At 71.1% G+C, this 20,483-nt stretch carries 17 protein-coding genes; 8 read left to right on the forward strand and 9 right to left on the reverse strand.

Annotated elements, in window-relative coordinates; translation table 11 throughout:
• Window positions 1–82: 82 nt before the first annotated feature.
• A complete protein-coding gene (locus OHT77_RS04635; protein ID WP_328826678.1) occupies window positions 83–760 on the forward strand; it encodes a nucleoside/nucleotide kinase family protein in 678 nt (225 codons plus the stop codon).
• 6 nt (window positions 761–766) lie between these two features.
• Here the strand turns inward: OHT77_RS04635 and OHT77_RS04640 are convergent, their stop codons facing one another.
• The 6 genes from OHT77_RS04640 to OHT77_RS04665 form a co-directional block, all read right to left on the reverse strand.
• The gene (locus tag OHT77_RS04640) at window positions 767–2,599 is read right to left on the reverse strand and encodes a hypothetical protein (RefSeq protein ID WP_328826679.1); all 1,833 of its coding nucleotides are present in this window, start codon (window positions 2,597–2,599) and stop codon (window positions 767–769) included.
• Between the two features lie 51 nt (window positions 2,600–2,650).
• Window positions 2,651–4,369: a hypothetical protein gene (locus OHT77_RS04645; protein ID WP_328826680.1), complete on the reverse strand. Its 1,719-nt coding sequence runs from the start codon at window positions 4,367–4,369 to the stop codon at window positions 2,651–2,653.
• A gap of 2 nt (window positions 4,370–4,371) precedes the next feature.
• The gene (locus OHT77_RS04650; protein WP_328826681.1) at window positions 4,372–5,274 is read right to left on the reverse strand and encodes a carbohydrate ABC transporter permease; all 903 of its coding nucleotides are present in this window, start codon (window positions 5,272–5,274) and stop codon (window positions 4,372–4,374) included.
• Window positions 5,271–6,185 (reverse strand): carbohydrate ABC transporter permease, encoded by a 915-nt coding sequence (locus OHT77_RS04655; RefSeq protein ID WP_328826682.1) that lies wholly within the window; start codon window positions 6,183–6,185, stop codon window positions 5,271–5,273. Before OHT77_RS04655 ends, OHT77_RS04650 begins: the two co-directional genes overlap by 4 nt.
• Before the next feature lie 124 nt (window positions 6,186–6,309).
• Window positions 6,310–7,632, reverse strand: coding sequence for an ABC transporter substrate-binding protein (locus OHT77_RS04660; protein ID WP_328826683.1), 1,323 nt, complete (start codon window positions 7,630–7,632; stop codon window positions 6,310–6,312).
• Window positions 7,633–7,909: 277 nt separating this feature from the next.
• Window positions 7,910–9,043, reverse strand: coding sequence for an ROK family protein (locus OHT77_RS04665; protein WP_328826685.1), 1,134 nt, complete (start codon window positions 9,041–9,043; stop codon window positions 7,910–7,912).
• Between the two features lie 294 nt (window positions 9,044–9,337).
• On the opposite strand from OHT77_RS04665, the gene OHT77_RS04670 reads away from it, so the two are divergent.
• From OHT77_RS04670 to OHT77_RS04690, 5 genes are all read left to right on the forward strand, one after another.
• Window positions 9,338–10,237: an N-acetylglucosamine kinase gene (locus tag OHT77_RS04670; RefSeq protein ID WP_328826686.1), complete on the forward strand. Its 900-nt coding sequence runs from the start codon at window positions 9,338–9,340 to the stop codon at window positions 10,235–10,237.
• Between the two features lie 225 nt (window positions 10,238–10,462).
• Window positions 10,463–12,391 (forward strand): phosphatase PAP2 family protein, encoded by a 1,929-nt coding sequence (locus tag OHT77_RS04675; protein WP_328826687.1) that lies wholly within the window; start codon window positions 10,463–10,465, stop codon window positions 12,389–12,391.
• Between the two features lie 92 nt (window positions 12,392–12,483).
• A complete protein-coding gene (locus tag OHT77_RS04680) occupies window positions 12,484–14,214 on the forward strand; it encodes an ArnT family glycosyltransferase (RefSeq protein WP_328826688.1) in 1,731 nt (576 codons plus the stop codon).
• Between the two features lie 67 nt (window positions 14,215–14,281).
• Window positions 14,282–15,205 carry a MurR/RpiR family transcriptional regulator gene (locus tag OHT77_RS04685; RefSeq protein WP_328826689.1) on the forward strand — a complete coding sequence of 308 codons (924 nt, stop codon included), beginning with the start codon at window positions 14,282–14,284 and terminating at the stop codon, window positions 15,203–15,205.
• A 365-nt stretch (window positions 15,206–15,570) separates the two neighbouring features.
• On the forward strand, window positions 15,571–15,945 hold the full coding sequence (locus OHT77_RS04690; RefSeq protein WP_328826691.1) for a hypothetical protein: 375 nt from the start codon (window positions 15,571–15,573) through the stop codon (window positions 15,943–15,945).
• Between the two features lie 251 nt (window positions 15,946–16,196).
• On the opposite strand, the gene OHT77_RS04695 is transcribed toward OHT77_RS04690, so the two are convergent.
• The 3 genes from OHT77_RS04695 to OHT77_RS04705 form a co-directional block, all read right to left on the reverse strand.
• The gene (locus tag OHT77_RS04695) at window positions 16,197–16,853 is read right to left on the reverse strand and encodes a peptidoglycan-binding protein (protein ID WP_328826693.1); all 657 of its coding nucleotides are present in this window, start codon (window positions 16,851–16,853) and stop codon (window positions 16,197–16,199) included.
• A gap of 87 nt (window positions 16,854–16,940) precedes the next feature.
• Window positions 16,941–17,777, reverse strand: a complete 837-nt coding sequence (locus OHT77_RS04700; RefSeq protein WP_328826694.1) for a hypothetical protein — start codon at window positions 17,775–17,777, stop codon at window positions 16,941–16,943.
• Between the two features lie 58 nt (window positions 17,778–17,835).
• A complete protein-coding gene (locus tag OHT77_RS04705) occupies window positions 17,836–18,966 on the reverse strand; it encodes a substrate-binding domain-containing protein (RefSeq protein WP_328826696.1) in 1,131 nt (376 codons plus the stop codon).
• Between the two features lie 203 nt (window positions 18,967–19,169).
• On the opposite strand from OHT77_RS04705, the gene OHT77_RS04710 reads away from it, so the two are divergent.
• Together OHT77_RS04710 and OHT77_RS04715 are read left to right on the forward strand one after the other, a co-directional pair.
• The gene (locus OHT77_RS04710; protein WP_328834156.1) at window positions 19,170–19,844 is read left to right on the forward strand and encodes a TetR family transcriptional regulator; all 675 of its coding nucleotides are present in this window, start codon (window positions 19,170–19,172) and stop codon (window positions 19,842–19,844) included.
• 162 nt (window positions 19,845–20,006) lie between these two features.
• Entirely contained in the window at window positions 20,007–20,420 is a 414-nt protein-coding gene (locus OHT77_RS04715) for a Zn-ribbon domain-containing OB-fold protein (protein WP_328826697.1), read from the forward strand.
• Window positions 20,421–20,483 lie beyond the last annotated feature (63 nt).

Here is a 20,483-nt window from a genome sequence, read left to right on the forward strand (position 1 = left end):
GTCGCTCTCCCGACCCGTCTCCCCGATCTTCGGCACATCATCGCCCCGGCCGGGCAGCGGAGACGGATGGCACACTCTCGGTGTGCCGCTGACTTTCGACGATCTCCTCGCCCGTGCCACCGCGCTCACCGCCCCCGGCCGACGCGCCGTCCTCGGGATCGCCGGCAGCCCCGGCGCGGGCAAGACGACCCTCGCCGAGCACCTGGTGCGGGAACTGAACGGCGCCGGGGAAACCTGGGTCGCACACGTCCCCATGGACGGCTTCCACCTCGCCGACGTCGAACTGGACCGCCTCGGCCGCCGCGACCGCAAGGGCGCCCCCGACACCTTCGACGCGGCCGGTTACGCGGCGCTGTTGCGGCGGCTGCGCGAGGAGACCGGCGAGGTGGTGTACGCGCCGGGCTTCGAGCGGGTGCTGGAGCAGCCGCTCGCCGGTGCGATCCCGGTGCCGCCCACGGCCCGGTTGGTGGTGACGGAGGGCAACTACCTTCTGCTGCACACCGGTTCATGGGCACGGGTGCGGCCGCACCTGGACGAGGTGTGGTTCTGCGAGGTCGACGAGGGTGAGCGCGTCCGCCGACTCGTGGCCCGGCACGAGCAGTTCGGCAAGGACCACGACACGGCGGTGGCCTGGGTGGCGGGCACCGATCAGCGCAACGCCGACCTGGTGGCGACGACACGGGACCGGGCGGACCTGGTCGTGCCGGTCGGTGCGCTGCCCGCGCCGGAGCGGAACTCGGCGGCGCGGGCAGGCAGTTGAGGGTCCTCAGGCGCGCAGGGTGAGCTCCGGCTCGGCGTCGGCGTCGCCCGCCGCGTCCCCGATCACCGCGGTGAACGCCTCGGTGCGCACGGTCAGACCGTCCTCGCCCACCTCGAACGCGGGCGTGAAGGCGGCGTCGCCGGGTCCGTACCGTACGGCGAACACGTGCAGGTGCTCCGGGGCGCCCGGCGCCGGTCCGGCCTCCAGTGCCGAGGAGCTGACGAGGTGGCGCCAGCCCTCGTCGGGGTTGCCGTAGCCGCGCGGGTCGGCGGCGAGGGCGAACGCGGCCTGTTCCTGGGTGAGTTCGGAGCGGGCGTCGAAGTGCTCGGCGCCCTCGGCCGTCGGGTGGGTGAGACGCAGGGCGCCCGCCGAGGTGACGTCGCCCTCCGCGGTCCTGCGCACCCGCTCGCCGTCGTCCGCCGCGTAGGGCAGCCCGGCCAGCAAGTACGGTGCGCCGTCGAGCCGTTCGACCGCCACGGTGGTCCAGAGCCGCGTGCCGTCGGTGACGTACAGGGACTGGATGTGCCGCAGGACGTGATCGCGGCCGACGACCGGCTCGGTGACCAACTTGGCGTTCAGGCCGTCGACTTGGACGTCCCTGACCCGCACCGCGCCCATCGGGCGGCACAGCAGGAAGCCGTCGAGCACCGGGCCGAAGCCGTGCTGCCGGTTCACGGCGGCGGGGAGGTAGTAGGTGCCGTCCGCCTCGATCACCGACGGGGTCATCCTGCTGTCGAAGGCCACCGACACGGTGCCGGCGCGGAGTTGGTGGCGGGCCGCCTGCGTGGACGGGGTGCGGTGCCACTGTGTGCTGTCCTGGATCTGCCAGACCAGCATCCACGCGAAGTGTCCGTCCACTCCCCCGTCCGGCTTGACCGCGTGCCGGCCCCAGCGGCTGTCGCCCCGGTAGCGTCCGATGTCCGAGCCGATACGGCGGCCGAAGTAGCGCAGGCCGAGGACCGACTCGAAGCCGGAGTGCTGCTCGCTGTAGCGCGGACCGCCGTTGTCGAAGCCGCCGTTGGTGAGGCGGGCGTCGATGTAGCGGGCCAGCGCCTCCCCGTCCTCGGCGAAGACGTCATCCCCGCTCTCGATGTGGGCCTTGGCGAGGAACGACAGGGAGATCGGCCCGTAGTTGTTGTCGTAGGCGCCGCCGTGCTCGGGCGGGAGCAGGGCGCCCCGGTCGCTCACGCGGTGGGCGCGGATCTCGTCGGCGTACACACGGAGGGCACGCGCGCGGACCGACTCCCCTTTCCCCGGCGGGAGATGTCGGGCCAGCATCAGGCCGCCGACCACGCAGCCGATAGCCTGGTTGCCTGCCTCCTGCGGGTTGAAGAAGGTCGCCTCGGTGAGCCAGCGCCAGTAGCCGTGCGCCAACTCGACGAGCGCGGTGCGCTGTTCGTCGTCGACGAGGCCGTCCGTCGTGTCCAGGATGTTGACGGCCTGGAGCAGCGCCCATGCCGTGCTCGGCCAGTCACCGATGGGGTGGGCGCCCGCCTCCAACACGTAACGGGCGTACGGCAGACCGGAGTTGCGGACCTTCAGGTTCGGGTAGCCGGGGTTGTCCTCGGTGTAGACGCGCTCGCGGAGGTGGAAGGCGAGACTGCGCCGTACCGCCTCCGGCAGCCGCGGGTCCTTGCCGCGCTGCCAGGCGAAGGCCAGCAGGGACGTCATGCCGAGGGAGGTGTCCCCGATGTCGTCCTGGCAGTCGGGGTGTTCGAGGTTGCCCTCGGGGGTGATGCGGCGGAGGGCCTGTTCGGCGACGTCGGCGAGGACCGCGTCGTAGGCCTCCGGGGTGTCGGGGAGGTGGTGCAGCGGGCCGCGCTGGTGGAGGAGGTGCACGGGTGGGTCAGCCCTTCATGCCTGAGGTGGCCATGGCGTGGGTCGTCGGGGTCAGGAGGCGGGTGCGGAGCGGCGGGTGCGCAGGGCGACGGTCAGGGTCTGCGGGCCGTGTCCACCGAGGTAGACGCGGTTCCCGGTCGTCGCGTCGGTGCCGCCGACCACGGTGTGGTCCTGCCCCGGGTCGTACCGTAGTACGTCGGCCCGGTCCGGTCCCGCGAGTGGTTCGCCCGCCTCGACGGTGGCCTCGACGCGGATCTCGTCGTCACCGGCCCGGTAGGTCATCGGGCCGGCCGTCAGGCACCAGCGGGTGTCGCCGATCGGTGCGGCGCCGTCCACAACACCCCCTGCCCGGAAGGTGAGTTCTAGGGACCAGGGCACCTGGGGGCCGCTGATGTCGATCCGCAGGTCGGCGCCGTCGTCCCGCAACCCGACGTCGACGCGGGTCGTTTGGGAGACCTCGTCCCGTGGGCGGTCCGCGAAGGACAGCGCGGCGGAGAAGCGGCCCTCGTCCTCCAGGCGGTAGGCGGCGTCCTCGCGTCGCAGGTCCGGCGGCAGGGGCTGGTAGTAGGCGGCCGACTGGGTCTCGGTGAGCCGGTACCGGTTGTCCGCGAGGCGTTGCGTGTCGGCGGCGCGGAACGGGCCCAGGTCGAAGAAGCCCCGGGAGAGGCGGACCGCGTCGAGGACGGCGTCGCCCGCGAACAGGCGCAGGAAGGTGGGGTTGCAGGCCAGCCCCGAACGGATGCGCCGGTGTTCGGGCACGTCCGAGCCGCCGTAGACGACGCCGAGCGCGGTCGCGGAGGCGTGCGAGGCGAGGCATGCCGCCGTGAAGTACCGGTCTCGGGGCAGGAGTTCGGGCTCCGGTGTCGGCAGTTCGCGGCAGAGGTCGGGGGTGAGGAGGGTCTCGGCGAGGAGGTTCGCGTCGTCGATGCCGTCGGCAGCCGCCAGGTGTGCCGCTCGGCTGAGGTCGCCCCGGCCGGTGCGGATCGCGAGGAGCCGGTAGTGCGCCAGGTAGGGCGCCAGCGGGAACGGGTGCTTCTGGTCCTGGCGCCGCGAGTGGAGGGTCTCCACGGTGCCGTCCGGCCTGATGAGGTCCAGGGTCGCGGTGAGGTTGCGCTCGACGGCGTCCCGCAGGTCGGCGCGGCCGAGGACGTCGGCCAGCAGCAGGAGCGAGGGGTTGGACACGTGGGAGGCGTAGACGGCGCTGCGCTCCGAGTAGAGGCCCTCCGCGTCGATGTCGACGCCCTCGGCGAGCCACTGCCCGACGCGGTCGAGGAGCCGGTCGTCGGGGAAGGAGCGGTGCAGCCGGGCCAGTGCGGCGCTCAGTTCCCAGCGGTGGTTCGGGGTGTGCACCCCGCCGGTCAGCAGGCTCTCGGACGCGGCGCCTGCGATCTCGGCCAGGGCGGCGGCGACCTCGCCCAGTTCCGGGCCGGCGGCCGCCGCGAGGACGTACGCGTCGCACACGTCGTTAACGGTGAACGCGGAGTCCGGCGGCGACTGCACGTTGTCGCCGCCCGCGAAGAGACCGGTGCCGGTCTGTGCGGCGCGGAGGGCGCGGAGGTGGGTGAGCGCGGCGGCGACGGCCTGTGCGCTGCCGTGCAGGGCCGAGTCCGGGGAACGGTACGCCGCGACCAGGGTCTTCACCCGGCGCGCGAGGACGCGGTGGGTGACACCGGCGGGTTCCTCGTCGGGGACGGCCGCCAGGGGGACGGCCGTCCGGTCGGCGGCGCGGGCCGCCGACCGGACGAACGCGTGGTCGAGCGCGGTGGGCACAGTCAGTCCTTCAGTCCGGCGTTGATGTCGGCGCTCATGACGTACCGCTGGAAGACCAGGAAGATGACGATCAGCGGGATCATCGAGATGACCGAACCGCCCAGCAGCACCGACCAGTTGATGTTCTGCGCGCCGACCAGGCTCTGGATGCCGATCTGGACGGTGAACTTGTTCGGGTCGTTCAGCATCAGCAGCGGCCAGATGTAGTCGTTCCACCGCCACTGGAAGGACAGGATCGCGAGGGTCAGCATGATGGGCCGGGAGATCGGCACCATGATCCGCAGGAAGATCGACAGTTCACGGGCGCCGTCGATGCGCGCCGCCTCGACGAGTTCGTCGGGGACCGTCAGGAAGAACTGGCGGAACATGAAGCAGCCGGTCGCGGTGAGCACCGCCGGGAGGATGATGCCGGCGAACGAGTTGTAGAGGCCGAGGTCGCGGACCACGAGGAACTCGGGGGCGAGCATGACCTCGGACGGCAGCATCGTGGTGGCCAGGATGCAGAGGAAGAAGAACTTCAGCCACCGGTTGTTGTACTTGGCCAGCGCGTATCCGGTGCAGCAGCTGACCCCCACGGTGAGGATCGTCGTGATCACGCACACGAGGGCCGTGTTGATGAAGTACTGGGAGAAGTTGGCGCTGTCCCACGCCGCCTTGTAGCCCGACACGGTGGGGTTGTGCGGAAGCACCGTCAGCGGGAGGGAGAACAGGTCCCCCGCCGGCTTGAAGGAGCTGAGGACGAACCACGCGACCGGCAGCCCGTAGAGGGCGGCCAGGATCCACAGCAGTGTCGTCGCGGGGACCGCGCTCCGGAGCCCGCCGTCGCGGCCGTTGCGCCGCTGCCTCTTGGAGACGGTCCGGACGGACTTGGCGTCGACCGGGCGCGGCGTGTCTGTGGTTGTCATCGGTTCTCCACCCGTCGGTTGACGACCAGCTGGATGATCGCGACGGCCATCAGGATGAGCATGAGGACGAACGACGCGGCGCTGGCGTAGCCGATCTGGCCCCGGTTGAAGCCGGTCTCGTAGATGTACTGGACCAGCAGGTTGTTCGAGGTGCCCGGTCCGCCGTTGTTGAGGGAGACGAACAGGGGATATTCCTTCATGGCGTTGATCGTGTTGAGCAGGATCACGATGAAGGAGGTGGGCGCGATGCTCGGCAGCGTGATGCTCATGAACTGGCGCCAGGGACCGGCGCCGTCGAGCGAGGCCGCCTCGTAGTACGACACCGGCACGTTCTTGATCGCCGCGATGAACAGCAGCATCGAGAAGGCCGTTCCCCACCAGGCACCGGCCATCACCACCACGCCCAGCGAGAGGTCCGCGTTCGACTGCCACGCGATGGCGTGCCCGCCGAACTTCTCGATGACGTAGTTGATCAGTCCGAAGTTCTCGCCGAACAGCCACCGCCACAGGACACCCACGACGATGGGTGAGATGAGCCACGGGATGAAGAAGACGACACGCGCGATCGAGGCACCCTTGGCCTGCTTGCTCACCACCAGGTTGGCGATGAACAGCGACAGCACGAAGTTCAGCGGGACGACGAGGACGGTGTACAGCAGCGTCCGGAACAGCGCGTCGTAGAAGGTGGAATCGCCGAACAGGTGCTGGTAGTTGTCCAGTCCGATGAACTGGAAGGCCCCCACCCCGGTGTAGTTCGTGAAGGAGTAGACCAGCCCGATCACCGCAGGCCACACGAAGAACAGCGCGAAGAGCACGACATTGGCCGCGATGAGGACGAGCGGCGCGAGGGTGTAGGTGCTACGTCGTTTCCTGGGCGGCCTCACGGACACGTCCGCGGCGCTATGTGTCATCTTCCTGACTTCCGTGCTGGTGGAATGGATCGCTGTGGGCTCATCCCGTGAGCCCGGCATGACGTGGGCGACCAGGGTGGGCGGCGGCGTCTGGAATCCCGCCGCCCGGCCCTGTGGCCCACGATCAGCCGCCGACCGCCTGGTTGTAGCCGTCCACGATGTTCTGCAGGGCCTTGTCGACCGACTGCTGGCCGTTGATCGCCTTGCCGAGCTCCGTCTTGGTCGGGTCGGTGGTGAGGCTCTTGCCCTTCAGCACCCAGTTCGTCTGCGCGTTGTTGAAGTAGCCCGAGATCGGCGCGTAGAGCGGGATCTCCTCGTTGTAGAGCTTGAAGGCCGCCTGTGCCGCGGCGGACTTGAAGGGGTAGTTCGGGCTCAGGCCGCTCTCGACCGGGAGGAAGCCGGAGGTCTCGACCAGCTCGGTGTACTGCTTGGGCTCGTACACCCAGGACATGAACTTCTTGCCCGCGGTGGCCGCGGCGCCGTTGTTGTTGAAGCCGACCATCATGCCGCCGCTGTTGACGTCACTGGCCTGCACCGGCTGGGCCGGGGTCGGGACGCTCGCCCAGTCGAACTTCTTGATGCTGTCCGCGAAGGCGGGCACCTGCCACACGCCGGACCAGTAGGCGACGACGTCACCGCTCTGGAACATGGCGGACGGGTCGGCGCCGCTGGTCCACACCGACTTCGGCATGACCTTGTCGTCGTTCAGCCCGACGAAGTACTCCACGGCCTTCTTGGTCGCGGCGTCCGCCGAGAACTTCCCGGAGGAGTCCGCGTGGATGTACTTGCCGCCCATCTCGTACACCATGGCGCGCAGCCGGGACGGGGACTGGTCGAAGGTGAGGGAGTACTTGGCGCCGGTCTTCTCGCGGACCTTGTTGGCGGCCGCGATGAACTCGGTCCACGTCCAGGTCTTCTCGGGCGAGGCGGGGACGGCGACGCCGGCCTTCTCGAACAGCGACTTGTTGATGAACAGGCCGGACGCGGTGACGTCCGAGGGGATGGCCAGCACCTTGCCGGACGAGTCCTTGGCGAGGAAGTTGGAGTTGATGTTGTAGCTCTTGTTGTTCGCGATGGAGCTGAGGTCGATCAGCTTGCTCGACCAGATCGGGTCCAGCGCCGGCACGTCCGCGACGTCGGGCAGCGAGTTGGCCTGCGCGGCATTGTGCAGCTTCGTCGGGTACCCGTCGTAGGGGATGTTGACGAGCTTGACGTTGACGCCGGTCTCCTTCTTGTACTGCGCCACCAGCTTCTTCCATCCCGCGTCCTGCCCGGGAACCGTGGAGATCCAGAACGTCAGTGACTTCGCGTTCCCGCCGGAGCCGGAGCCCGATCCGCAGGCGGAGAGCAGCAGGGCACCTGCCGTGGCGACGGCAGCGAGGGGAACAAGGCGGCGCATGCCGCCGCGGCCGAGTCGGCTGGAGCGCCGCACACCCACAGTGGTCATCTTCGATCCCTTTTTCGTCGTAGGGGACGGAGCACGGCGCCGACCGATGCGGCACGGGTGCATTTTGCAAGAAAGTTCGCTTTCCGGGGGCGCGGCCTCGCCCGGCCGCGTCTTCCACACGGGGCGAGGTCCCCGGCCGTCGTGGCCGTCACCGCACGAGCACACCCTCATGCGGTTGCCGTACGTCGCGTACGGGCTGAGAGGCTCACCCCAAGTCGGCGTCCCGGCCGACTTAGAAAGCGCTTGTCCGGACATTGGCAGACCAAGTCGGAGGCCGTCAATCCTTGACCCCCGCACCATCGGTCACGGTTTGGACTCCTCTGGCCACCGCGAGCCGGGCGGCGCCCACCACGGTGCCCAGATCACCGACCGTGCTGCTGACCACCTCGGTGGGCCAGCTCAGCCGCCCCAGCTCGGCCCGCACACCGGGCAGGAGCTGCGGGTCCGTGCCCGTGCTGCCCCCGAGGACGATCAGCCCCGGGTCCAGTACGGCGGCCACTGCGGCGGCCAGCCGGCCCACGTCGGCGGCGTGCCGGCCGATCAGTTCGGCCGCCGTGCCGTGCCCCTGCCGGGCGAGCGCGAAGAGCCGGTCCGCGCTGCCCGGACGCGGTCCGTCGGTGTCCTGCCAGGCCGCCGCGGCCCGGCGCAGCAGCGAGCGGGCGCCCACGTACTCCTCCAGGGCCTCCCGGCGCGGTTCCACGGCGTCGTCCCAGGGATAGGGCAGCCGGGCCAGCTCACCGGCCGCGCCGTTCGCACCGCGCAGCACATGGCCGCCTACGACGATGCCGAGACCGATACCGACGCCGATGCGCAGATAACCGAAGGTGGTACGACCCCGGGCCGCGCCCTCGTGCAGCTCGGCGAGGGCGGCGCAGTTGACGTTGTTCTCCAGGTGGACCGGCACGCCCGGCGGCAGGGCCACCGTCATGGCGTCGAACACCGGGCCCGCCTTGGCGGTCGCGGGGCGCATGCCGGCGCCGGCACGGTCCCGGGCGGCGACATCACCGACGGCGACGACGACCGTGCGCAGCGGGGTGCCGGCGGGCAGCGCGCCCAGGGCCTCGCGGACGGCGTCGGCGGCGTCCTCCCGGGAGCCGGTGGCCTCGGCCAGCAGGGTGCCGTCCAGGGCGCAGCCGCGCACCCGGGTGAGGGCGGGGCCGAGATCGACGGCGAGTACGGCGCCCGCGGCCGGGCCGAGCCGGTAGACGGCGGCGTTGCGTCCCGTGCCGCCGGAGGCGGTGCCGGAGTGGGCTGCGAGCCCGACGTGCTCCAGCTCCGCGACGGCGGAGGACACCGTCGGCTTGGACAGGCCGGCCAGGCTGGCGAGCTGCGGCCGGGTAGCGCTGCCGGCTCTTGCCAGCACCTCGAAGACCGCGCTCGCGCTCTCGGTCAGCCGAGACTCCCGCGCCACGACGTGTTCCACACTTCCCCCAGTTCACGGGCCGCGCTCCGCAGGGTGTCCGTGGGGCGCGGCGATGGGATGTCCTGACGTCACGCGGGACCGGACGAGGGTCCCTGTGACCGAGTTCGCAATGACTCTTGACGCACTGTACTTCGTTAGTTAACTTCCTAACGAACGTCACGGTACTCGCCTGCCGTGGTCCGTCAGAAGCCCGTCCCGGGGCTTCCCTAGTGCTCCAACCACCGTTCCCCCGGACACGGTTCGCCCACCGTCGCAGCACCGCGCAACGACGAAAGAGGTTCCGTGCAGGACTCCATGCCCCTCGTGGTCGGCATCGACGTGGGTGGCACCAAGACACATCTGCGCGCCTGCGCGGGTACGGATGTCGTCGCCGACCACGTCCGTGCCAGCAGCGGCTGGCGGCCGCACGACCCCGTGGCCGCCGCCGACTGGCTGACCGCCACCGTCCGTGACGCCCTTCCCGAGCACGCGCGCCCGTCCGCGGTCGCCGTGGGCGGACACGCCTGCGAGACACCCCGGCAGTGCGCCGAGATCCGTGCCGCGCTGGAGGAACGTCTCGGGACACCCGCGCTCGTGGTGGGAGACGCCGAACTCCTCGTCCCCGCAGCGGGGTTGGACAAAGGCGTCGGCCTGGTGGCCGGCACCGGTTCCGTCGCGGTGGGCCTGCTCGCGGACGGCGGCCGGCTCCAAGTGGGCGGCTGGGGCGCGGTACTCGGCGACGAGGGCGGTGCCGCCGGAGTCGTCCGCGAGGCGGCCCGCGCCGCCTGGGCCGCGCACGACCGCGGCGAGGCCCCCGACCAACTCGCCCAGGGACTCGTCGAGGCGTTCGCCGTGGCCGAAGTCCCCGCGCTGGGCGCCGCGTTGGAAAGCGCTTCCGACGTCTCCGCCGACTGGGGCCGCCACGCCCGCGTCGTCTTCACCGCGGCCGACGCCGGCTCGCTCCTCGCGCGCGAGGTGATAGCGGAGGCCGGTCAGGCCCTCGCCGCACTCGTCGTACGGCTCGCCGAACGCGGCGTTCCCGTCGACGACGTGGTGGTCTCGGGCGGCACCGTCCTCGCCCAGCCCCGCCTGTACGACGCCCTCACCGCCGCGCTCGCCGAGCGACTGCCCGGAGCGCGGCCGCAGCCCATCCAAGTACCGCCCGTCGAGGGCGCGGTGGCACTGGCCCGATCGATCCTGTGAACCGCACGGCCCCCGTTCACCCGGGGGCCATGTGCCGGACGCCGGACCCCTTCCCACGGGACACGGCCCGCCGCAAACCTTCGCACGTACGCGCCACCTGACGTACGCGCTTTCTCGCATGGCACCGCGCACCTCGCGCACCTCGCACCTCGCACCTCGCACCACCACAGCCGATCGCACGACCCCGCCGGCCTCAGCGCCGTAGAACTCAGGAGAGGCACACCCATGCCGTCACCCGCCGGGCAGCGCACGAACGACGTTCGACCCGCCGTGAACAGACGTGGTTTCCTCAAGACCTCGCTCGGCGCCTCGGCCGCCGTGGTCGCCGCGCCCACGCTGGTCAGCTGGCTGGCCGCGGCGGACGCCAAGGCCACCACGGTTCCGCTGCCGTTCGTGGACGACTACCGGACGAACGTCAGCACCAACCTGACGCCCGAGACCAACGCCGTGGTCCGCGCCCTCGACGGCATGGCGCGGATATGGAAGACCGGCGGCGCCTGGAACACCGGCACCCCGCTGCGCCCCGAGATCCTGCGCGCCAACATGCGGTACTGCATCGACCTCACCACCCACCGCACCCAGGCGCAGGCGAAGGAGGCGTTCCTCTACGACCGCCAGCACCAGAGCTACGCGATGATCGCGGGCCTCGGTCCACTCGCCGACCTCTACAAGTCCGGTGCCCTGGCGGTCACTTCGATCACCAGCGCCCCCGACGGCACGCCCGCCACCACCATCAACGACGCCGTCCCCGCCGACGCGCCCGCCGGTGCCGCGCTCGGCGCCGGCTCGCACGACTCGGCGCTCGGCAAGGTGGCCGAACTCGTCGACACGCTGCGCGGCAATTACGCGTCGGGCAACCCGAGCAAGTACGCCTACCAGTACCCGCGTCCGTGGCGCATGAACGAGAGGAGCGAGGTCGTCGACACCGGCAGGGTCGACGCGCTCGGCTTCCCGGTCTACGACTCCAAGGTCGTCGTCGCCCCTCAACTCCTGCGCCAGCGCAGCACGTCACCGGTCGACGACGGCGGTTTCCCCAGCGGCCACACCAACGCCTTCCACCTGGCGGGCCTCGCCTACGCGTACGCCGTGCCGGAGCGCTTCCAGGAACTGGTCACCCGTACCTTCCAGTTGAGCCACACCCGGATCATGGCCGGCATGCACTCCACGGTCGACGTCATCGGCGGCCGCATCATGGCCACCGCGCTGGCCGCCGCCACGCTCGCCGACCCGGCCAACGCCACGCTCAAGGCGGCGGCACGCGCCCAGGCCCTCGCCTACTTCGAGGCGAAGACCGGCGCGACGGCGGACACCCTGTACGCGTACGCCCACTCGGCGACCACCGCGACCGACCCGTACGCGGACCGGACCGCCAACTCCCGTCTGGTGGAGCCCAAGTTCACCTATGTGCTGACCCGCAGCGGGCGGGACAAGGCGCTGACCGTGCCCAAGGGCGCGGAGGTGCTGCTGGAGACGCGGCTGCCCTACCTCGACGCGGCACAGCGCCGCGAGGTGCTGCGCACCACCGCGCTGCCGTCCGGGTACGTCCTGCTCGACGGGTTCGAGCAGTGGGGCCGCCTCAACCTCTTTGCCGCGGCGGACGGTTACGGCTCCTTCGACTCCGATGTCGTCGTCGCCCTCGACGCGGCGGCCGGCGGTTTCGGCGCGGCCGACGCCTGGCGCAACGACATCGACGGCTGCGGCGGCCTGACCAAGCGGGGCACCGGCACGCTCACCCTGACCGGCCACAACGCCTACACCGGCGGAACCGTCCTCAAGTCCGGTGCTCTGGTGGCCGGTTCGGCCCACGCGCTGGGCCACGGTGACGTGAGCGTGCTCGGCGGTTCGCTGCGGGTCGCGGAGTCCGCGCAAATCCACGGCTCCTACGCCCAGCAGTCCGCCACCCTTGAGGTCACGCTCCGCTCGGGCCACCAGCCCGCCGTCGAGATCACCCGGCGCGCGACCCTCGGCCGGGGCAGCGCCCTGTCCCTGCGGTTCGACGCCGCGCACCCGCCGGCCGCGGACTCCACGGTGCGGGTCCTGGGCGCGTCCTCGCTGCGCGGCCAGTTCGACACCGTCACGGTGAACTCGGACAAGCTGCGGGCCGTACCGGTGTATACGGCGGAAGGTCTGTCGGTACGACTCCTGAAGCGGTGACGCCCCTGGTGACGGGAGCGGTGCGACAGTAGGGCCATGCCCCGGCTCCGCACCGCTCCCGCCACCACCCGGCCGGCCTCACCGCAGGGCGGATGATGGCGCGCGAACAGCACTCGGTCCTCGACCCCGGCACGCTCGACGACGGCGGCGGGGACTCGCCGCCGCGCCCCGTGGCCTCGCGGTCGACACGCCTCTACGCCGGGCTCAGGCGCCGCAAGCGCTGGCTGCTGCCCCTGCTCGTGGTGGTGCTCCTCGCGCAGATGGCCGCCGTGATGATCACGACCGCCGTGCAGCAGACACCGACCATCGACGAGCCGGTGTACGTCGCCACGGCCACCGCCTATCTTCGCGAGCACACCCTCGACTACAACCCCGAGCACCCGCCCCTCGGGAAGCTGGTGATCGCCGCCGGGATCGCGATCGCCGACCCGCACTTCGACGCCGACTACCAAGGCGATCAAGGCACGTTGGGCCGTCATCTGCTCTACGAGTCGGGGAACGACCCCTGGCGGCTGATGTTGTGGGCCCGCTTGCCGGTGATCGTGCTGACCCTGTTCTTCGGGCTGGTCGTTTTCGCCTTCGCGCGTGAACTCGTGGGCCCCGCACGGGGGTTGATCGCGCTCGCGCTGTACGCGTTCTCGCCGGACGTCATCGCGCACGGCTCGCTGGCCACGCTCGACGTGCCCGAGGCCGGTTTTCTGCTGACGTCGGTGTGGCTGCTGTGGCGGGCCAGACGGCGCCCGAAGCTGTATCTGCCGCTCGCGGGGGCCGCGCTCGGGGCCGCCGTGGCGACGAAGATGAGCGCCCTGCCCGCCGTCCCCGTCCTGATGCTGCTCGCCGTCGCGTCGGTGTGGTCCGCCCGCCGCCCGGCCGAACGCGCCGCCCGGCTGCGGGTGTTGGCGCTCGGGGCGGCGGGCGCGGCCGTCATGGCGGTCGTCGCGCTGGCCGTCGTATGGGCGTCGTATCTCGTCGTCGATCCGCAGCTGCGGTTCACGTCCACGGAGCCGGTGCCCGTGATCCACGGCCTGCGCGGGCAGTTGGTGCCGCTGCTGCCGTTCCCGCGGGCGTTCCGGGACGGAATGCTCATCCAGTTCGGCATGGAGGACTACCCGTGGCAGGGCTTCCTGTTCGGGCACCTCTACACCGGGTCGCACTGGTACTACCTCCCGGCGGCCCTGCTGGTGAAGACACCGCTCGGCATGATCGCGCTGTGGGCGGCCGGTGCCGTCGCGGTCGTGGCGGTACGGCGACTGCGGCCCGCGGCGCCGTATCTGCTGGTCCCGACCGCCGTGCTGCTGGCCACGGCGATGGACGGCTCGCGGGACTTCGGCACGCGGTACGCGATCTTCGTGCCGATGTTCCTGGCGGTCGCGGCGGCCGGTGTGCCGGCGCTGCGCTCGTGGTGGCGGTGGGTTCCGCTGACCGCCGGGCTGCTGGTGGCGTTCGTCGCGGTCAGTTCGCTGCGGACGTTCCCCTTCTATCTGCCGTACTCCAACGAGGCGTTCGGCGGCCCCTCGAAGACCTATCTGCGGCTGCACGACTCCAACGTGGACTGGGGCCAGGACCTCGGCCGCCTCGCCGACCGGCTGCGGGAGCGGTACGCGGGCGAGCGGGTCTGGCTCGTCTACAAGGGGAGCGGGGTGCCGTCGTACTACGGCATCGAGTCGTCCGATCCGCGCAAGGTAGGCGTGCGCGATGTGCACGGGCTGCTGATCGTCTCGGACACCGCGATCGACAAAGCCCAGGGGAAACTGGCCGAGTTGATCGCAAGCAGTCGTCCGATCGATCAAGTCGGTCATTCGATCACGATCTACCGGCGCTGATCACTCTCTGGTCACAACGCTCTGTGAGCTATGTTGAGTGGCTGTGGGAGACAAAGGAGGCGCACCGGTGCCATCGCCGCAGCAGGCACGCGCCCAGGCATCGGCGATCACCTCGGGAAAAACCGACCCGGAAGTCGGCGCGGCACCGACGTCCCAACTCAGGGAACTCTTCGACGGACCACGGCTGTCACCGGGTCAGCGGCGCATCGCCCAGTACCTGATCGAGCACATCACCGAGGCCGCGTTCCTCTCCATCACCGATCTCGCGGAACGCGTCGGCGTCAGCCAGCCCTCGGTGACGCGGTTCGCGGCGGCGGTCGGCTTCAGCGGTTACCCGGCGCTACGGGAGCGGCTCCAGGCGATCGCCCTGCGCACCCTCGCGGGCGGCCCGGCGGCGGCCGAGGTGAACCGCAGCAACGAACTGCAGGCCGCGGTCGACGCCGAGATCGAGAACCTGGAGAACCTGCGCCGCGACTTCGCGGACCCCGACCGGCTGATCGAGGTCGGCCGCGAACTGTCGGCGTCCACCCCGCTGACCGTCCTCGGCCTGCGCATCTCCGTCTCGCTCGCCGAGTACTTCGCGTACGCGGCACGCCGTATCCACCCCGACGTACGGCTGGTGACCCGGGGCGGCAGCGTCGCCTACGACGCGATCCTGCAGTCACGCGAGGCGGGCGGCACCTGGCTGCTCGCGTTCGACATGCCCCGGCACGCGCACGAGACGCTCACCGCGATCCGGGTGGCGCGCAGCGCCGGGCTCAAGGTGGCCCTCGTGACCGATCTGGCGCTGGGCGCGCTGGCTGACGAGGCCGACGTCACCTTCGCCACCGGCACCGGCTCCCGCCTGGTCTTCGACTCGTACGCGGCCCCCGGCGTGATGGCCTCGGCCCTGCTCCAGGCCATGACGGACGCCGATCCCGAACGGACCCAGGCCCGCCTGGAGGACTACGAGCAGATCGCCGAGCAGCACCAGTTCTTCATGCGGGACTGACCCGCCACTCCCCCCTCATAGCCATACACACGGGGGCGATTCCGCCCATTTCCCGCATGAATGTTTTCATACGCCTTGCAAAGCGGACGGCATATATAAATACTGCTCACGGATCGCACCCGCCCCGAGAAAGCCCGGTCCGCCCATGCGCACCTCCGCTCGACCCGCCGCGCCGGCGAACACCGCCTCCCGGGGCTCTTGCACGAGCACTCCCCGTCGCCGACTCCTACCCGCCTCGGCGCCGGGCGTGTTCGGTAGGGCATCGCCTCCGCGAGCGCCCAAGGCGGCCTCGGTCATCCCCTGGGCCGGGGCCGCCTCACACCGTCGACCCACCCCCGCGACGCCGCACCCCGGGAAGCGATGACATGCAACTGACCACCACGCGCATCAGCCAGGACTGGCCCTGTCAGGTCAAGACACCCGGCAGCTACGACTGGGAGCGCTCGGCGGCCAAGTGGCTGCGCGAGCTGGTGCCGGCCCGCTACGCCAGCTACCCCGCGTTCATCCGCCACCCCGTGCTGCTCGCCCGGCACGCGCAGATCCAGGTCCAGCACGAGATCCGCGTGGCCCGCACCGCGCTGCAGACCGCACGCGCCGACCTGCCAGGCGTCGGCCTCCCCGAGTCGGTCATCGAGCACACCATCAAGCTGTACGCGGCCGAGGTCCTCCAGCTCCAGCACATCGCGCGCAGCGTCCGCGCGGTGACCGAGGCCCTGGTCGGACACAGCACGGGACGCTGACCCCGATTCGGTCGAGGTCAGTCGTCGTCGCGGTGCCGCCAGTACCAGAACGCGCCCACGACGAGGGCCAGCAGAAGGACTGCGGGCAGGATCAGACCCGGGACGCGCGAGCCGTTCATCGGCGTGGCCTTCGGTTCGGAACGGGCACGACACCGCCGACCTGCGGCGCCGCGCTGTCCATGATGAGGCTCTGCGGCCCCACGAGCAGCGACTTTTCCCAGGTCTTGCCGCGCGTTCGAAACCCCGGTCGCCTACTGGCCATTGTCGAGGGTCGTGCGGGACTCCAGGTCCTTGCGAGTGTCGTCGCCGTAGACGCCGTTCTCGTCGCCCCGGATGCCGTACCAGAGCTGGAAGCGGGCGACCGCCGCCGTGAGCGTCGCGTCGTACCGGCCGCTGGTCGAGCCGTTCTCGTAGACGTCGGGAATGCGCAGGAGGCGCTGCTCCAGCTCCGTCACCTGGGGTCCGCTGTCGCCCTCGCGGAGGGTGCCGGCGCCGTCCGGGTCGGCCGTCCCCGCGGGGGTGGCCGGGGCGGAGGTCACCGGGGTCGGCGTACTGACCGGCTGGGACGTGCTCGCCTCCCCCTTGCCCGGCAGCAGGAGGGCGCAGGCGAAGCCGACCAACGCGGCGGCGCTCACGCCCACCACGATCGCGGCCCGGCGCAGCCCGGGACCGAAGGGACTCGGGGTCGGCAGCGGGTGCAACTCGCTGGGTACGGGCGGGAGTTCCTCTGTCTCGGCCTCGGAGCCGAAGAACGGCCGGGGCACCGGCACCGACTCGAAGACGGAGGAGTCGCGGCGGGGCTCCCGCATCAGCGCCGCGAGGTTGTCGGAGCGTCGGCGGCGCAGTACACGTGCGGGTTCCAGGACCGGGCCACCTGACGAGGATCCCGGTTCGGGCGGTGTAGACACACTGCTCTCCTTCCGTTCCGCGCGCACGGACGTCCACGGTCCCCGGCATGAGATACGCGCGTACGGCCGCCGGAGTTCAGCGCTGCGTCACGCGCGCACGAACCGGTGCAGGGACGCCTTCAGCGCGGTGACGAACGCGTCGCGCCGGGTGTCGTCGAGCGCGTCCAGGGAGAGGTACGGGTTCAGGTCCTCCAGTTCGACGAGGAGCAGCTCGCCGTCCGGGGCGCGACAGGCGTCGACGCGCTGGATGCCGTGGTCGATGCCGTTCCAGTCGATGAACCGCTGCGCGAACTCCTGGTCCCCTGCGGCGAGTTCGTACGGTTCCAGCTGCCAGCGCTTCTCGGTGTCCGGGGCGTAGAGGGCGTACTGGAAGTCGTGGTCGACGAAGTAGAAGGACACCTCGTAGGAGAAGTCGACGCACGGCTGGACCAGGACGCTTCCGTCGGCCAGCGCGGGCAGCCGGTCGGCCGGGACGATCTCCAGGCCTATGGAGTCGGCGCCGAGTTTGGGCTTCACGACGTAGCGGTCCGTGCGGGGCAGCCGGTCCAGGTCCTCGACGCGGTCGACGGTCGGGATGACCGGGAACCCGGCGGCGCTGAGGTCGAGGAGGTACTGCTTGCCCGCCATGTCCGCCCGGCCCGACAGCTGGTTGTAGACACGGGCCCCGGTGCGCGACGCGTGCTCGCGAAAGGCGTCGTACTCCGCCTGGTATCCGAGCACGGGCCCGCTGTTGCGGACGACGACCGCGTCGAAGCCGTCCATCAGCGCGGCGGCGTCCAGCGGATGACACAGCGCCAGGTCGAAGTCCTCGCGCAGCCGGGAGGTCAGGTCGATGTCCTCGTCGCAGTAGCGGCGCCCGCGCGCCGGGTAGGCGAGGTCGGTGACGTACAGGACGCGGGGGCGGGCGAGGGGGGTGGTGGGCATGCTGGTTCTCCTTGGTCGAGAGCGTTCGCGCGGAATGATCGAAACGGTCGGCCCGTGGTCAATGGGCGAGCGTTTTCGCTCCGCAGGACGAGCGGATCCTCAACTCGGGGAGGAGCTCGATGTGTTGACGTGGGTTCGGCCCGTGTCCGCTGCCGCGCTCGGCAAGCCGTCGCAGCAGGAGCTTCGCGGCCCACTCCCCCACCGACCGTTTCGGCGGGGCGACGGCGGTGAGCGGGACGTCGGCGAGGCCCGCGACCTCGTCGTCGTAGGCGATGAGCGCCAGGTCGTCGGGGACGCGGATGCCGCGCGCCTGGAGGCGGGGCACGAGCACGATCGCGTCCTCGTCGCCGTGCACGAGGGCGGCGGTGACTCCGCGCTCGCGCACCGCGTCGACCAGGTAGTCCACGCTGGATTCGTAGTCACCGTGTTCGCGGACGGAGGGGGCACCCCGGGCGTCGTCGAGACCGAGGGAGCATACGGCCGACTCGTAGCCCGCGAGGATCCGGTCGGCGTGCGGGCCTTCCTGGAGTACGGCGGTGATCCTGCGGTGGCCGAGGGCGGCGAAGTGGCCGACGGCGGCGGCGGCTCCGTGGGCGCGGTCGGTGCGCACCCGGTCGAGGGCGGCGGCGGGGTTGCCGGGCGGGGCGGCGCGTTCGACGAGGACGGTGGGCACGCCCCGGTCGAGGAGCCACTGTTCCTGGCCGCCTACGGGTACGCCCGTCGACCAGCTCGGCGCGACGAGCAGCCCCTCGGCGCCGCCCGCGAGAAGATGCCCCGCCTGGACGGCGTCCTCCGTGTCGACGTGTCCGGAGACCCCGAGGACGAGTCGGCCGCCCTGTGCGGCCACGGCCTCGCGGGCGCCGCGCACTATGTCGGCGAAGAGCGAGGCGGTGGTCGGAACGATCATTCCGATCACGACGCCCTCGGCGGACGCGGCCCGCGCGGATCGCTCGTTCTCCACGGCGGGTTCCTGCCGCGCCCGCGCCTCCACCGCGCTTTCGCCGCCGGGCCACACCACCGCGCCGTGCAGTCGCCGTACCCGGCCCCGGCCGGCCAGCGTCTCCACATCGCGCCTCAACGTGACGGCGGAGACGCCGAGTTCGGCCGCGAGTTCGGCGACGCGCAGGCTGCCGCGCTCGCGGACGAGTGCGAGCACCCGTTCATGGCGCTGGTCGACATGGAGTCGCAAGGGTCCCCCTGAAAGCCGTGCTGGTCGCGGTCACTCTATGCCGCGGATCGTATCGACCGTATCGACTGTCTCGATCGTCCCGACCGCATCGATCACCTGCCGACCGGAACCCGTGAGGGGACTCAGTTCCCCACCGGCAGCGCACTCAGTGCCATCCGTGCCGACCTGGTGCTACGTTCCCGTCCATGAGCTCCAAGCCGCCCATGCGGGACGCCCTGGTGGCGGCCGCGTTCCAGTTGTTCCTGGAGCGGGGCTACGAACAGACCACCATCGACGACATCGTGGCGCTGGCGGGGGTCGGACGGCGGTCGTTCTTCCGCTACTTCCCCTCCAAGGAGGACGTGGTCTTCCCCGACCACGAACGCTGCCTCGCCGACATGACGGCCTTCCTCTCCTCCTCCGGCGACGAGCACGAACCCGTGCGGCGGGTCTGCGACGCGGCCCGGCTCGTGCTGCGGATGTACAACGAGAACCCGACGTTCTCCGTGCAGCGCTACCGCCTCACCAAGAAGGTGCCGGGGCTCCGCGCCTACGAACTCTCGGTCGTGTGGCGCTACGAGCGTGCCCTCGCCGAGTATCTGCGCGGGCGCTTCGCCGGGCAGCACGACGGCACCCTGCACGCCGACGTGATCGCCGCCGCCGTGGTCGCCGCGCACAACAACGCCCTGCGTTCCTGGCTGCGTTCGGACGGCGAGCGCGACGCGGGCGCCGAGGTGGACCACGCGCTCGGGTATGTGCAGTCCGCCTTCGGACAGCAGGCGGCACCGCCGGTCATCGCCGAACAGGGCCCCGAGGACGTCGTGGTGGTCGTCTCCCGGCGCGGCACCCCGCTGTGGCGGGTCGTCCAGGAGATAGAGACCGCGCTCGACCACGGCTAGAGCACGACCGGAAACAGAACAGCCAAGGGTACGCAGTGTCTTTACGCCTGGCACTGAGTGCCATACGCTGAGGCCGTGCACGGTGGCACGGGGTACCGCGCACATGCGTGCCCGGCTCGGCCGCGCACGCGGGATTCCGGCCGAGCGCAGGGAGTTGACAGCGTGTACCACCACTCAGGATTCGCGACCCGTCCGGCAGGCGGCTCCCCGACGGGCGTGCTCGACGCGCCCGCCCCGGACGGCGAGACCATCCACTTCCAGCGCTGCACCTGGTGCGGAACGGCCATGTACCACCGGCTGTTGTGCCCGGTCTGTCAGGGCGGCGACCTGCGTACGGAGCGCAGCGAGGGCACCGGCACGGTCCGCCACTCCACGATCGTGCACCGCAACACCCCGGCCGCCCGCAACGTGTCGCTGATCGAGATGGCCGAGGGCTTCGTGGTGCGCGGCCGGGTCATCGGCCCGCCCATCGGCATCCACAGCGGCGACCGCGTCCGGCTGTCCACGGCGAAGGACCCGGTGCGGGGCGAGCCGGTCTTCCAGCTCGTCGACGAGCCGTACCGGGCCTGGCACTGACCACCCCGCCCCGCGCCGCTCGACGGACGCTCTCCGAACGGCCGTAGCGCGGGCCCGAGTTCG

This window comes from Streptomyces sp. NBC_00252 (genome assembly GCF_036187565.1).
GTDB lineage: Bacteria > Actinomycetota > Actinomycetes > Streptomycetales > Streptomycetaceae > Streptomyces.